The organism is Micromonospora sp. CA-240977, from assembly GCF_050942285.1.
Taxonomy (GTDB): domain Bacteria; phylum Actinomycetota; class Actinomycetes; order Mycobacteriales; family Micromonosporaceae; genus Micromonospora.
Map to the genome: position 1 here is coordinate 7,441,040 of NZ_CP192055.1, position 12,997 is coordinate 7,454,036.

General features: G+C 71.4%; 14 protein-coding genes. 13 read left to right on the forward strand and 1 reads right to left on the reverse strand.

The genetic code is table 11. The annotated features are described in order from the left end of the window. Nucleotides 1–53: 53 nt before the first annotated feature. From ACQPWW_RS33935 to ACQPWW_RS33975, 9 genes are all read left to right on the forward strand, one after another. Nucleotides 54–1,031: an NAD-dependent epimerase/dehydratase family protein gene (locus tag ACQPWW_RS33935; protein ID WP_433127864.1), complete on the forward strand. Its 978-nt coding sequence runs from the start codon at nucleotides 54–56 to the stop codon at nucleotides 1,029–1,031. Nucleotides 1,032–1,106: 75 nt separating this feature from the next. After that, nucleotides 1,107–2,333 (forward strand): LCP family protein, encoded by a 1,227-nt coding sequence (locus ACQPWW_RS33940; RefSeq protein WP_433127865.1) that lies wholly within the window; start codon nucleotides 1,107–1,109, stop codon nucleotides 2,331–2,333. Nucleotides 2,334–2,516: 183 nt separating this feature from the next. Next, entirely contained in the window at nucleotides 2,517–3,779 is a 1,263-nt protein-coding gene (locus ACQPWW_RS33945; protein WP_433127866.1) for an LCP family protein, read from the forward strand. Between the two features lie 183 nt (nucleotides 3,780–3,962). Then, complete coding sequence (locus ACQPWW_RS33950) at nucleotides 3,963–4,925, forward strand: LCP family protein (protein WP_433127867.1); 963 nt, start codon at nucleotides 3,963–3,965, stop codon at nucleotides 4,923–4,925. Nucleotides 4,926–4,983: 58 nt separating this feature from the next. After that, nucleotides 4,984–5,319, forward strand: coding sequence for a rhodanese-like domain-containing protein (locus ACQPWW_RS33955; RefSeq protein ID WP_355030940.1), 336 nt, complete (start codon nucleotides 4,984–4,986; stop codon nucleotides 5,317–5,319). Nucleotides 5,320–5,329: 10 nt separating this feature from the next. Beyond that, a complete protein-coding gene (locus ACQPWW_RS33960; protein WP_433127868.1) occupies nucleotides 5,330–6,118 on the forward strand; it encodes a glycerophosphodiester phosphodiesterase in 789 nt (262 codons plus the stop codon). 46 nt (nucleotides 6,119–6,164) lie between these two features. Further along, nucleotides 6,165–7,619, forward strand: coding sequence for a PAS domain-containing sensor histidine kinase (locus ACQPWW_RS33965; protein WP_433127869.1), 1,455 nt, complete (start codon nucleotides 6,165–6,167; stop codon nucleotides 7,617–7,619). A 66-nt stretch (nucleotides 7,620–7,685) separates the two neighbouring features. Next, on the forward strand, nucleotides 7,686–8,102 hold the full coding sequence (locus ACQPWW_RS33970) for an ATP-binding protein (protein WP_433134744.1): 417 nt from the start codon (nucleotides 7,686–7,688) through the stop codon (nucleotides 8,100–8,102). A gap of 59 nt (nucleotides 8,103–8,161) precedes the next feature. Further along, entirely contained in the window at nucleotides 8,162–9,049 is an 888-nt protein-coding gene (locus ACQPWW_RS33975; protein WP_433127870.1) for a DUF5926 family protein, read from the forward strand. A gap of 39 nt (nucleotides 9,050–9,088) precedes the next feature. Here ACQPWW_RS33975 and ACQPWW_RS33980 read toward each other — a convergent pair whose 3' ends face one another. Further along, a complete protein-coding gene (locus ACQPWW_RS33980; protein WP_433127871.1) occupies nucleotides 9,089–10,294 on the reverse strand; it encodes an arginine deiminase in 1,206 nt (401 codons plus the stop codon). A gap of 163 nt (nucleotides 10,295–10,457) precedes the next feature. On the opposite strand from ACQPWW_RS33980, the gene ACQPWW_RS33985 reads away from it, so the two are divergent. The 4 genes from ACQPWW_RS33985 to ACQPWW_RS34000 all read left to right on the forward strand — a co-directional run bounded on the left by ACQPWW_RS33985 (nucleotide 10,458) and on the right by ACQPWW_RS34000 (nucleotide 12,988). Further along, nucleotides 10,458–11,195, forward strand: a complete 738-nt coding sequence (locus ACQPWW_RS33985; protein WP_355030935.1) for a hypothetical protein — start codon at nucleotides 10,458–10,460, stop codon at nucleotides 11,193–11,195. 168 nt (nucleotides 11,196–11,363) lie between these two features. Beyond that, entirely contained in the window at nucleotides 11,364–11,822 is a 459-nt protein-coding gene (locus ACQPWW_RS33990; RefSeq protein WP_433127872.1) for a hypothetical protein, read from the forward strand. A 65-nt stretch (nucleotides 11,823–11,887) separates the two neighbouring features. Further along, nucleotides 11,888–12,277, forward strand: coding sequence for an ACT domain-containing protein (locus ACQPWW_RS33995; protein WP_433127873.1), 390 nt, complete (start codon nucleotides 11,888–11,890; stop codon nucleotides 12,275–12,277). Between the two features lie 198 nt (nucleotides 12,278–12,475). Then, nucleotides 12,476–12,988: a hypothetical protein gene (locus ACQPWW_RS34000; protein WP_433134746.1), complete on the forward strand. Its 513-nt coding sequence runs from the start codon at nucleotides 12,476–12,478 to the stop codon at nucleotides 12,986–12,988. The last annotated feature ends 9 nt before the right edge of the window (nucleotides 12,989–12,997 follow it).

Sequence of the window (12,997 nt, forward strand, 5' to 3'; positions counted from 1 at the left end):
ACGCGTCGACCGGGGGCCCGTCCCGGCAACCCGGGGTCGGTAGGCTGACCAGCATGAAGGTTGCTGAGCGCTTCGGTTCCGGTCACCGTGTTCTCGTCACCGGCGGCGCTGGTTTCGTCCCATCGCATCTGGTGGATGTCCTGATCGCCCGTGGCTGCACTGTGGTGGCGCTCGACAACTTCGTGACCGGCTCCAAGGAGAACGTCGCCCACCTGCTGGACCAGCCCACCTTCACCCTCGTCGAAGCGGACATCTCCGAGGGCCTGCCGACCCACCACCCGGCGCTGGCCGAGCGGTTCGACGCGATCCTGCACATGGCCTCGCCGGCCAGCCCCACCGACTTCGCCCAACTGCCGGTGGAGATCCTCCGGGTCGGCTCGGTGGGCACCCTGCACCTGCTGGAGCGCGCGACCGCCGACGGCGCCCGGTTCCTGATGGCCTCCACCTCCGAGGCGTACGGGGACCCGAAGGAGCACCCGCAGCGCGAGACCTACTGGGGCAACGTCAACCCGATCGGGGTCCGCAGCGTCTACGACGAGGCGAAGCGCTTCTCCGAGGCCGCGACGATGGCGTACCACCGCTACCGCGGGCTCGACGCGGCCATCGTCCGGATCTTCAACACGTACGGCCCGCGGATGCGCCCGGACGACGGTCGCGCCATCCCCACGTTCATCTCCCAGGCGCTGCGCGGCGAGCCGATCACCGTGCACGGCAGCGGCAACCAGACCCGGTCCATCTGCTTCGTCGAGGACCTGGTGCGGGGCATCCTGCTGTTGCTCGACTCGACCGAGACCGGCCCGGTCAACTGCGGCACCGAGCACGAGTTGTCGATGCGGCAACTCGCCGAGTTGATCGTGTCACTCTCCGGCAGCACCTCGTCGGTGACCTATGTCACCCGCAGCTCGGACGACCCGGAGATGCGCCGGCCCGATCTCACGCTCGCCCGCGAACTGCTCGGCTACGAGCCGACGGTGACGCCCGAAGATGGCCTGCGACGCACCATCGCGTACTTCCGGGCGCGGCTGGGATGACCAGTTCGTCGGCACCGGCGGTCTCTGAGTGTCGGCTGAAGGCGGCGGTGGCTCCCGCTACGTACCCTGAGTGACATGTCTGCGACCTCGTCTGCCGGCGTCCCGCATCCGCACCTGCACCGCAGCGCCGGACGCGCGTCGGTCCCCGGCCCCGATCGGGGCGCCTCCGGGCGCGCCCGTCCGACCGAGGCGCGCTTCTACCCGCCGTACGACGAGGAGCAGCCCAGGCCCGGTGGTCCGGTGGGGCCACGGGGGCCCGGCGGGCCGGGTGGCCTCGGCGGCTCGGGGCCGCGTGGGCCGCGCCCCCGTTGGGGTCGGATCGCCCTCGTCTCGGGGGTCGCGGTGCTGGTGCTGGCGCTGCTCGGCGGCATCGGCGCCTGGTTGTACGCCCGCAACCTCGACGGCGACCTGGCCCGCACCGACCCGTTCGCGGAGATCACCGGTGGCCGGCCGGCCAAGACGGTGGATGGCGCGCTGAACATCCTGCTGGTGGGCAGCGACTCGCGGGACCCGGACGCGCCTGTCGACAGCAAGAGCCAGTGGCGCGCCGACACGATCATCGTGATGCACATCCCGGCCGACCACCAGGAGGCGTACCTGGTCTCCATCCCGCGTGACCTCTACGTGCCGATCCCGGAGAGCGCGGGCGCGGACTGCGGCTCCGGACAGCGCGCGAAGATCAATGCCGCGTTCGCGTTCGGCGGTCTGCCGCTGGCGGTGCGCACCGTGGAGTGCTTCACCGACGTCCGGATCGACCACGTGATGGCGATCGACTTCGGCGGTTTCAAGGAGGTCACCGACGCCCTCGACGGGGTGGACCTGAAGGTGGAGCGGACCATCACCTCGATCCACAAGCCGTACCGGACGTTCACCAAGGGCACCAACCACATGGACGGCGCGGAGGCGCTGGACTGGATCCGGCAGCGCAAGCAGTTCCCGGACGGGGACTTCGCCCGGATGCGGCACCAGCAGGAGTTCCTGCGGGCCCTGATGGACAAGGCGGCGAGCACCGGCACGCTGGCGAACCCGGGCAAGCTCAACAACTTCCTCAAGTCGGTGACCGCTGCCGTAACCGTCGACAGGGATTTCTCGGTTACCGACATGGCGCTGCAGTTCCGCAACCTGCGCGGCCAGAACCTCACCTTTGTGACAAGCCCGAACTCGGGCAGCGACACCATCAACGGCGAGTCGGTGGTGGTGTCGGACCGGGAGAAGGCACTCGCCATGTACCAGGCCATGACGGCCGACACCATGGCGGACTGGGTCAAGGCCAACCCGCCGAAGGGCAAGGACGGCGGCTGACCGCACCGGTCGGTCCGGTGGTACGCCGGGCCGACCGGCACCCCGCTGTTCGGGTCATCGAGGCGCGACGATCGACCTGATTCGTGTGCATCGGCGTCGAGATTGACCCAGGATGAACTCGCCAAGTCGATTTGATGTACGTACAGTGGTGCCGCCCCCTCCTGATCACGAGCTGGAGCACGCATGCCGGTTCAGGCCAGTCGCCGCCCTCCTTCCCCCGGGTCCGCCGCCCCCAGCGGCCGTGTCGCCGCGGCCATACCCATGCAGGCGCAGCCCTCGCGTGGTGGGCCGGGCGGTCGCCCGCCCGGCAGCGGCGACGGCGGCCGGGTGGTCGGCGGAGGGTCGGCGAAGAAGCGGACCAAGCGCAAGGATCCGCTGTGGGCCCGGCTGACAGTGGTGTTCGGGGCGGTGCTGATGCTCAGCAGCGGTGTGGGCATCGTCGGCGGCAAGGTGCTGATCGGCCAGGCGACCGGGGACATCGCGCAACGGAACCTGCTGGGTGACGCGAGCAAGTCCGACGCCGAGGGCGGGGCCAGTCTGGACGGCCCGATCGACATGCTGTTGCTCGGCGTGGACGCCCGGGAGCGCTGGGCCGCCGACGACGTGCGCTCGGACAGCATCATCATCCTGCACGTCCCGGCCACGCACGATCAGGCGTACCTGATCTCCATCCCCCGGGACACCGAGGCGCAGATCCCCGCGTTCCCGAAGAGCGGCTACACCGGCGGCACCGCGAAGATCAACGCTGCGTTCGAGGCCGGCGCCCGCAACGGCGGCGGCTGGGAGGGCGGCGCCCAGCTGATGGCCCAGACGATCAAGGGCCTCACCGGCATCAGCTTCGACGGCGCGGCGATCATCAACTTCGGCGGCTTCAAGAACGTCATCGACACCCTCGGCACCGTGCGGATCTGCGTGAGTCACGAGGTCAAGTCGAAGCACATGTCGATCGTCGACGGCAAGCCGATGTGGAACGCCGACGCCAAGAAGACCGGCAAGCCGCGCACCGCCGTGGTGCACAAGAAGGGCTGCCAGCAGATGGAGGGCTGGGCGGCACTCGACTACTCCCGGCAGCGCTACGGGCTGCCCGGTGGCGACTACGACCGGCAGCAGAACCAGCAGCAACTGATCAAGGCGATGGCCAAGAAGGCCACCGACGGCGGGATGCTGACCAACCCGACAAAGCTCCAGCAGCTGATCAAGGCGGCCGGCAAGGCGTTCGTGCTGGACACCGGCGGCGCGTCGATCGAGAACTTCATCTTCACCATGCGCGGGGTGACAGCGAACGAGCTGACCATGCTCAAGACCAACAACGGCACCTTCAACGGCACCAGCAACGGCACCGAGGCGCTGAACGACGAGACGAAGGACATGTTCCGGGCGGTCAAGCAGGACAAGCTCGCCGAGTTCGTCTTCAACCACCCCGAGGTGATCTCCACCCGCAAGTGAGGGACGGCGGCCGGAAGTCCTAGAAAGCCGGCGACCACCCCGTCACCGCCCGTAGCCTGACGTGAACAGGTTTCACGTATCGGCTGCGGGGAGGCGGTCACGTCCAGGTGGGGACGGAACGTGGCGGGCCGGGCCGGAGCGGCCCCGCCCACCCGAGCACGCCGCGCCCGAGGGTCACGGATCATGCTCGGCGTCGGCCTGGCCCTCGTCCTGCTGGCCGGGCTCGCCATGGTCGGGCTCAAGACGCTGAGCAACCGGTACGACCGCACGGTGACCAAGGAACAGTTGCTCGACCCCAATGCCCGCGTTGACCGCACCGACCTGAACGGGCCGCTCAACTATCTCCTTGTCGGCTCCGACCGCCGCCCCGGCGGCAGCGGACCGGACCAACGCTCCGACACCATCCTCATCGTGCACGTGCCGGCCGGCCAGCGGGAGGCATACCTGGTCTCCGTCCCACGTGACCTGCTGGTGGCCATCCCGCCCGCGAACGGCTTCGGCGGCGGTCAAGACAAGATCAATGCGGCGTACGAGCACGGCGGCGGCGGACCGGCCGGAGCGCAACTGCTCTCCGCGACCCTCAACCGGCTCACCGGAATCCGGTTCGACGGCGCCGCGCTCATCGACTTCTCCGGCTTCCGGAAGGTCATCGACCTGCTCGGCGGGGTGCAGATGTGCGTGGACACCGAGGTCCGCTCCATCCACACCAACCGGGTCTTCCCCGTCGGCTGCCAACAGATGGACGGAGCGCAGGCGCTCGACTACGTCCGGCAGCGCTACGACCTGCCCGGCGGCGACTACGACCGGCAGCACCACCAGCAGCAACTGCTCCGGGCGATGCTGGACAGCGCCGGCAAGGCCGACCTGCGGAGCAACCCGGTCAAGTTCGATCAGGTGCTCCGGGCGGTGGGCAGCTCGTTGACAGTCGACACCAACGGCGTACCCCTGGAGGACCTGCTCCTCGCGCTGCGCGCGCTGCCGCCCGACGGGATGCGGGGCGTCCAGGTGCCGTCGTCCCCACAGATCATCGACGAGGTGTCGTACGTGGTGCTGGACAACGGCGGCAACGGGCTGTTCGAGGCGGTTCGCGGCCGACAGATGCCGTCCTGGGCGCAGGCCAACCCGCAGTGGGTGACCCGGTTGTGACGGTGTCGACGGCGAGGTCGGTGCGGAACCGGTCCACGAGGATCTAGTGTTGCTTCCTGTGTTCGGACCCCAGGTTCCCACCGTGCCCGTGACCGAGATCGCCGACGAGACCTACCTGCTGGATGTGCGGGAGGCCGACGAATGGGCGGCCGGCCATGCTCCCAACGCCCACCACCTGCCGATGATGGAGCTGCCGGCCCGGCTCGCGGAGGTGCCCACCGACCGGGAGGTGGCGGTCGTCTGCCGCTCCGGGGGACGTTCCGCCCAGGTCGTCGCCTACCTGGTCAACAACGGCTGGGAGCAGGTGCGTAACGCCGACGGCGGAATGCGCCAGTGGGCCGCGGTCGGCCGCCCGGTGGTCGACGCGAACGGGCAGCCCGGCCAGGTCATCTGAGGCGGCCGGGATGGGTGGTCCACTTGTCTTCGCCCACCGCGGCGCCTCGTACGACCTTCCCGAGCACACCCTCGCCGCGTACCTGCGCGCTCTCGACGAGGGCGCCGACGGCCTGGAGTGCGACGTCCGGCTGACCCGGGACGGGCACCTGGTCTGCGTGCACGACCGACGACTCGACCGCACCAGCAACGGTCGCGGTCTGGTCAGCGCGCGTACCCTCGCCGAGCTGGACGCGCTGGACTTCGGCTCGTGGCATCCGGGCAGCGCGCCGAACGGGGACGTCCCGCCGGACGATTCGCACACCCGGCTGCTGACCCTGACCCGGCTGCTGGACGCGGTGCTCGCCGCCGGGCGGCCGGTCCGGTTGCTGGTAGAAACGAAGCACCCGTCGCGCTACGGCTCGAACGTGGAACGGCGACTCGTCAGCCTGCTGCGTCGGTACGGGCTGGCCGAGCCGGCGCCGGACGACCCGGTGCAGGTCACCGTCATGTCGTTCTCCCCGCTGGCGGTCCGCCGGGTGCGCGAACTCGCCCCGACGCTGCCCACTGTGCTGTTGCTTGAGGTGTTGCCGCGCTGGCCGCAGTTGGGTCGGCTGCCCTTCGGCACCCGGATCGCCGGACCGGGCATCAGCCTGGTCCGGGCCCGCCCGCAGCTGCTGCCCGCACTTCGCACGGCCGGCAACCAGGTGTACGTCTGGACGGTCAACGAGCCGACCGACCTTGAGCTGGTGCTGGCGGCCGGGGCGGACGGGATCATCACCGACCGGCCCGGGTACGCCCTCGCCCGGCTGGACCGCTGACCGGGCAGGGGTGCCAAATCCGGGTCGGCGGGGCAGACTCGGGCACATGCCGGAGCGTATCGATTTCCCCGCTCTCCTCACCGGTCACACAGTCGTCATCGAGATGATCAACTCTGGGGAGGCGGGCCTTCCGGTCCTCACCCAGCTGCTCCGGGTGGCCCAGCCGGCCCTCGGCGCGACCGGGATGGCGTTCGTCGAGTTCGGTCCGACAGGTGGTCGGGTGATCGCCGCGACCGGCGCGGCGGGGTGGGCCCTCGGCCGTCCGCTGGCGGTCGACGACCCGGACACGGTCTGCCTGCTCAACGGGCCACGGGTGCGCAACGTGCTGGTGGGCCGCCTGAACGGCAAGCTGGCCGGTGAGCTGGCCGGCAGTGACCTGCGCTGGATGGTGGTCTCGCGGGCCGAGATCGGCGGCCACACCGTCGGCAGCCTGCACGCGCTCTATCCCGGCGACGACGAGCCGGACGCCGAGCGGCAGGGGGTGGTCGCCTACCTCGCGTCCTGTGTCGCCCACATGTACGGCGACCAGACCGGCCTGCCGGTGCACGGTGACGGCCCGGTGGTGGCGGCCCTCGCCGACGGGCTGGCCGTCGTCGACCGGGACGGGCACGTCCGGCTCTGGAACCCGGCCGCCGCCCAGGTCACCGGCCGGCCGGTCGAGCAGGCGCTGAGCCGTCCGCTGCCGTTTCCACTGCCGCCCTCCGGTCAGGTGCGGGATCACCGGATGCCGGACGGCCGCTGGCTGCGGATCACCTCCGGCGACCTGCCCGGTCCGGGCACGCTGCGGGTGGTCACCTTCCGCGACATCACCGACCAGCAGCGCCGCGACCACGACCGGGAGTTGTTCGTCGCGGTGACCAGCCACGAACTCCGCACCCCGGTCACCGTGATCAAGGGGTACGCCGACACCCTCACCGACCACTGGGACTCGCTGACCGAGGTCGACCGACGGCAGGCTGCCCGGGTCATCGGGCAACGCGCCAACGAGCTGGCCCGGCTTGTCGACCGTCTCCTCAGCTCGGCGGCCGAGGCCGGGCCGGGCGACGACCCGCCCACCCCGTTCGACCTCGGCGAGGCGCTGCGCTCCGCGGTCCTGGACCTGCCGACGGAGTTGCGTCGCCGGTTGGTGCTCCGCCTCCCCGGCGACCTGCCCAAGGCGCTCGGCCACCGGCCCAGCCTGGCCACCGTGCTGACCGAGTTGACGACGAACGCCGGCAAGTACTCCCCACCGGAGTCGCCGATCGAGATCACCGCCTCGGTGGACGGTCAACTTGTGGCGTTCCGCGTCAGCGACCGGGGCATCGGCATCCGACCGGAGCACGTGGAGCGGGCGTTCGACAGGTTCTGGCAGGGCGAGTCCGGCGACCGGCGCGGCTACCCGGGGGCGGGGCTCGGCCTCTATCTCGTCCGCCGGATCGTTGAACAACAGAATGGATGGGTATCCCTACGTCCAAGGACCGACGGCGGTACGGTCGCAGAGGTGCGGCTACCACGCGGTTGACCGAGGTGGCGCGACGTGGAGGCGACGGTGGCAGCGGCAGCGGCAGCGAGGGATCAGGCGTGGTGCGTGGTGGTCCCGCACCACCCGGCCGGGGCACGACTGGCCCGGCACCGGCTCGCCGGTGAACTGGCGGACATCGTGCCCCCGACGCTCCTCGCGGATCTGATCGCGGTGCTCGCGGAGCTGGTGGGCAACGCGGTGCGGCACGCCAGGCCGCTGCCCGGCGGAGTGGTCCGGGTGGCCTGGCGGTTGCGGCCCTCCACCCAGGGCCCACTGATCCAGCTCGGAGTCACCGACGGCGGCGCGAGCACCGCGCCACGGATCCGGACGGCCAGCGCGGACGCGGCGGACGGGCGAGGGCTGCACATCGTGGCCGGTCTGGCGACCCGTTGGGGTGTCGAGCGGGACGGCATGGGCCAACGCGTCTGGGCGGAGTTCGACCCGGCCCCGGCGCCCCGATCCGACCTGGTGCCGGCGGGCTGAGTCCGGCTCTGGCGGGTCCGGCCCACGTCGGGCCGGCCGGGGCTCTAGGCTGTGACGCCGTGAGTAAGCGTCGAAAGAGCCAGCGCACCGCCACCGACACCGCCCCCCGCCGCGACAAGGTTCGGGACGTCTTCGTGCCGCGTCCGTTCGACGGGCTGGTCGACGAGGTCGAGTGGATCGCGCTACGCGAGTTGGTGCCGGCCGCCTCCGCGCCGCTGCGCCTCTCGCCCGCCCTGGTCGAGGAGTTCGGGGACCGGCCGGCGACGCTCGCCACGGTGCTGCCGATGGCCGCTCCGGCGATCACCAAGCCGGACGGTCGGGTGCTCATCGGTCTCCAACGCCACCAGCAGTCCGGTGACGTCTCCCGGGATCTGGCCGAGGCGCTGCTCAGCGCGCTGCGGACCGAGCCGGGTGGCCAGGTGACAGTGCCGCCGCTGCCCGGCCCCGGGCCGCGCCTCCAGGACGTCCTCGTGGACGGCCCCCTGGAGATCACCATGCACGACGGATTCGAGTTCTGGCTCGACCCCGGGGCCGCCGACGATCCGACCGTCCAGGCGTCGCTGGAGCGGGCGAACGCGGCCATCTACCCGACAGTGCGGCTGACCGCGGCGAAGGCCGCGTACTGGTGCCAGGTCCCGGAGAAGGCACACGTGCGGTGGGTGCTGCCCGACGACGAGGACGACGCCCTGGACGCGTTGGCCCGCCTCGGCGCGGCCGGCTCGCTGACGCTCGGCGAGCAGACCAAGTTCGCCGGCATGTTCCGCGCGCACGGTCGACTGGTGCCGGTCTGGGACCTGCCGGAGGCGACTCCGGCGGCCGACTGGGAGGAGCCGGTGGCGCAGTTCGCCAAGCGGTACGCCGAGGCGCTGGCCGCCACCGACCCGCTCGACGCCGCCGCCCGGCGCTCCCGCCAGGGACTGCTCGGCCGGCAACTCACCCTCCGCTGAGCCGCGAATGGGCGCCTTCTCCGGAGAAGGCGCCCATTCTCACAACGGGTCGCGGGTGATCGGGCAGGACATGCAGCGCGGCCCGCCCCGACCGGAGCCCAACTCGGAGCCGGCGATCGGGATCACCTCGATGCCCGCGCGCTCCAACTGGGCGTTGGTCTCGGTGTTGCGCTCGTAGCCGACGCAGAGCCGGGGCGCCAGGGCGAGGGTGTTGTTGCCGTCGTCCCACTGCTCGCGTTCCGCGGTCACCGGGTCCAGCCCGGTGTCGATGACCCGCAGCAGGTCGAGGTCCATCGCGTCGGCGGCGGCCCGCAGGAACGGCGCGGGTCCGTCCACCCGCGGGTCCGCACCGTCCGCGCCGGCGATAACCGTGTACGCGGACAGCGAGCTCGCGATGTTGGGATACATCAGTACGGCGTCCACGTCGACCATCGTGCAGACCGTGTCGAGGTGCATGGTGGCGCGCTTCTGGGCGATCGGCACCACCAGGATGGTGTGGGCCAGGCCGGCGGCGAAGACCTGTCGGCCGAGTCGTTCCGCGCCGGCCGGGGTGGTCCGTTCGCCCACCCCGACCGCCAGCACCCCGGGGGCGAGCAGCAGCACGTCCCCGCCCTCCAGGTGCTCAAGGTTCGGGCGGTAGACGAACTCGGTGCCGGCGAAGCGGGGATGGTGGCGGTAGATCGCGTCGGTCAGGGTGGTCTCGCGGCGTCGGGCCGGCATGGCCAGGCTTGTGACGCCGACCCGGTCGCCGATCCACAGCGACGAGTCGCGGGTGAACAGCAGGTTGGGAAGCGGGTCGATGACGAAGTCGTGCCGGTCCATCAGCGTGTAGACCAGTCCGCCCGGCCGCTCCGAGCTGATCCGCAGTTCCTCGTGGGCCAGCCCGGCGGTGAGCACGTCGGCCAGGGCGGCCGGGTCGAGGTAGGAGAGATGATCGGCGACGCGGGCCCGCAGGGTGTCGCCGAGCCGGCGGGAGCGCAGCACCTGCTCGGTGAGCTCGGCCCGGGCGTCCGCGACGGCGAGCGTCTCGGCCAGCAGGGTGGCCAGGTAGAGCACCTCGACTCCACGGTCGCGCAGGGCGGCGGCGAACGCGTCGTGCTCCTCCTGGGCTCGTCCGACCCAGGGGATCGCGTCGAACAGGAGCGAGTCGTTGTTGCGTGGGGTGAGCCGGGCCAGTTCGGGGCCGGGCCGGTGCAGCAGTACGGTGCCGAGCCGGCCGACTTCACTGTCGACGTAGTGGGTCACTCCCGCAGCGTAGGGCAGGGTTTGGCGGCATCCGAGAAAAGAACTGTGGATGAATATGGCATTCATCCGTAGTCACTCCGGCGCTCCGGCTTGCCGAACACCGGTAGTGGCAACGTAGGGTAGTGAGGACATAACTTCGAGGGACCTTTTGCCGGAGGTCGCGATGACTGTCTTTCCCGCACGACGAGCCGTACCGTCCGCTCGGGCACTGCCGCCCGTCGCGGTGCCACACCCCCGCGTCGAGTCGCCGGGGGTTCTCGAACCGGTCCGTCCGACACCGCTCGAATGGGCCCGCCGCCGTCGTGCCGAGCGGGGCGCGCGCCGCCTGGAGGCGGCCGGGGCGCGGGCACTGGGTCAACTCGACCACCTCGGGCCCGCCTGGCACGTCATCGAGTGGCCGCGCACCGACGTCACCGACGTCCTCGACCGCGGTCAGGACGAGCGGGCCGGGTTCCTCGCCATCGGGCCGAGTGGCCTCTTCGCCGTGACAATCGCCGACCACGGCCGGGCCAGGGTGCTCGTCGCCGGGGACGTCGTGCAGATCAACGGCAAGCGTCCGCCGTACGTGGCCGAGTCCCGCCGGGACGCCAAGCGGGCAAGTAAGGCCCTCTCCGACGCGGTGGGGCTGCCGGTCCCGGTGACGCCGGTGCTGACCTTCGTCGGCTCCGGCGTGATCAGTGTCTACGGCCTGCCGAAGGACTGTCTGATGGCCACCCATCGAGAGCTGGACCGGCTCCTCGTGGCCGGTGGCAGCCGGATCAGCCCGGCCACCGCCGAAAAGCTTTCCCGGGTCGCCCAGCACCCCGGCACCTGGCTGAACGGCACGTACCGTCCACCAGCCGACTACCGGTGGTATGACGAGGGCCGAACGGCCGCTGACAAGCCGGCCCACCGCCGGTAACGTCACCGGCGACGCCACGCGGCTCCGGTCCCCCTTCGACCTCACCGGTTTCCGCGCCGTCGCCGACCGCCTCGGTTCACCCTGCGCGGCTCGGTGACCCGGTGCGCTCGGTGATTCCGTCGGCGACCCGCTAGCGTGGACAGTCGATCGGTGCACATAGGAGGCGCGGTGGCCCACGTCGAACTTTCGCTCTCAGAAGCGTTCGTGCCGGCGGCGCGGGCCTCGACAGAGCCGGAGTCCGGCAACGTCGGTCAGTGGTCCTCGACGGTCTCCCGGGCCTCCGAGCCGTGCCTGCTGATCGACGCCGACACCCTGGTGGTGGCAATCTCCACCGCCGGCTGCGAGCTGCTCTGCCTGGGCGAGCCCGACGGCCTGATCGGGCGACCGCTGCTCGACGGCGGGCTGCGCCTGCTCGATTTCACCGCCAACCGGGGCGAGCTGACCGAGGCCGAGATCGACAAGATCCCGCCCCTGTTGGCGCTCTCCTCCGGTCGACTCGCCCGCGGGTTACTCCGGGTGCAGGCCGCCTCGGCGAACAGCTCCGACGCGACAGTCGACGCGATCTCCACCCCGGTGCTCACCGACGGTGCCGTGGCCGGCTCGCTCACCTTCTTCTCCGAGGTCTGACCAGCGGCAAGCCGCCCACGGCGTTGCTGGCTCAGCCTTGCGCGACGAGGCCGTAAGGTGCCCTCATGCTCGATGTCGCAGTGCTGCCAGGGGAATACGCTGTGTGTCGGCTGGCCACCGGCACCGCCCTGCCGTACGCGCTGTCGAGCGGGCTGAGCGGCACCGACGTGGTCACGGTGAGCTGGACCTCCGATGGGATCTCGGTGATCTGCCCGGCAGATCGGGTTCCGGCGCAGGCCGTGGTGGAGACCGTCTGGCGCTGTCTACGGGTGACCGCCCCGGTGCAGTTGGCCAGCACCGGCAGTCTGGCCGCGCTCGTCGACCCGCTCGCCGAGGCACGGGTCAGCGTGCTCACCTTCTCCACCTTCGACACCGACTATCTGCTGGTGCCGGCCGTCCGGCTGACCGAGGGCACGGCCGCGCTCCAGCGCGCCGGGCACCGCGTCACCGGCTGACCTACACCGGCTCGGCCGCTGACCCTACGATGGGCTCGGCCACCCCGGCCGCGACGAATTCTCCGATGTCCCGAGGATCGGCCCGTGCCGTTCACCCCGCCCCGCCCCTCGTCTCCCCCACCCCGGGCGACAATCCACCTTCCATCGGCGCCGCGTGGCCGGGCGTCCGATCACGTCCCCGCGCGACCCACGGTCCGGATCCGACCTGTCGCGTTCGCGGTGCTCGCCGTCGCGGTGCTCGCCGGCTGTGGCGCCCCACCCGAGTTGTCGGAGCCGACTGCCGTGCCCACCCGCACCGCAGCCCCGACGGCATCCGGCCCGAGCACCCCACCCACCCGCCCGCCGGCCAGCGCGCCGCCACCCGGTCCGGTAACGCCCACCGCGGACGCCGGGCTGGTCGCGACGGCCTGCCGGAACGGCCCGACCGGCCAGCGGGTGGTGCAACTGCTGCGGGGCCGGGCCGGAGTGCTGCCGACAAACGTCCGGGTCCAGGTCCGCACCGGGCCGCTCTGCGCCGGCGAGTGGCAGTACACCGTCCTGGAGGTGACCGGCCACGAGGAGCTCCAGGTGGTCACCCGGGGTCAGGCCAGCGCACCGGCCCTGGTCACCGCCGGCACCGACGTCTGCACCATCGAGGTACGCGCCACCGGCCCGGCCGGGATCCGCGCCCTCGCCTGCGACGCCGGTCCGCCCGTCCGGCCGAGTGCGTAGGCTGGTCGG

Coding starts and splice junctions, on each gene's coding strand:
- ACQPWW_RS33935 (WP_433127864.1), top strand. CDS start 54: ATGAAGGTTGCTGAGCGCTTCGGTTCCGGTCACCGTGTTCTCGTCACC.
- ACQPWW_RS33940 (WP_433127865.1), top strand. CDS start 1,107: ATGTCTGCGACCTCGTCTGCCGGCGTCCCGCATCCGCACCTGCACCGC.
- ACQPWW_RS33945 (WP_433127866.1), top strand. CDS start 2,517: ATGCCGGTTCAGGCCAGTCGCCGCCCTCCTTCCCCCGGGTCCGCCGCC.
- ACQPWW_RS33950 (WP_433127867.1), top strand. CDS start 3,963: ATGCTCGGCGTCGGCCTGGCCCTCGTCCTGCTGGCCGGGCTCGCCATG.
- ACQPWW_RS33960 (WP_433127868.1), top strand. CDS start 5,330: ATGGGTGGTCCACTTGTCTTCGCCCACCGCGGCGCCTCGTACGACCTT.
- ACQPWW_RS33965 (WP_433127869.1), top strand. CDS start 6,165: ATGCCGGAGCGTATCGATTTCCCCGCTCTCCTCACCGGTCACACAGTC.
- ACQPWW_RS33985 (WP_355030935.1), top strand. CDS start 10,458: ATGACTGTCTTTCCCGCACGACGAGCCGTACCGTCCGCTCGGGCACTG.
- ACQPWW_RS33995 (WP_433127873.1), top strand. CDS start 11,888: ATGCTCGATGTCGCAGTGCTGCCAGGGGAATACGCTGTGTGTCGGCTG.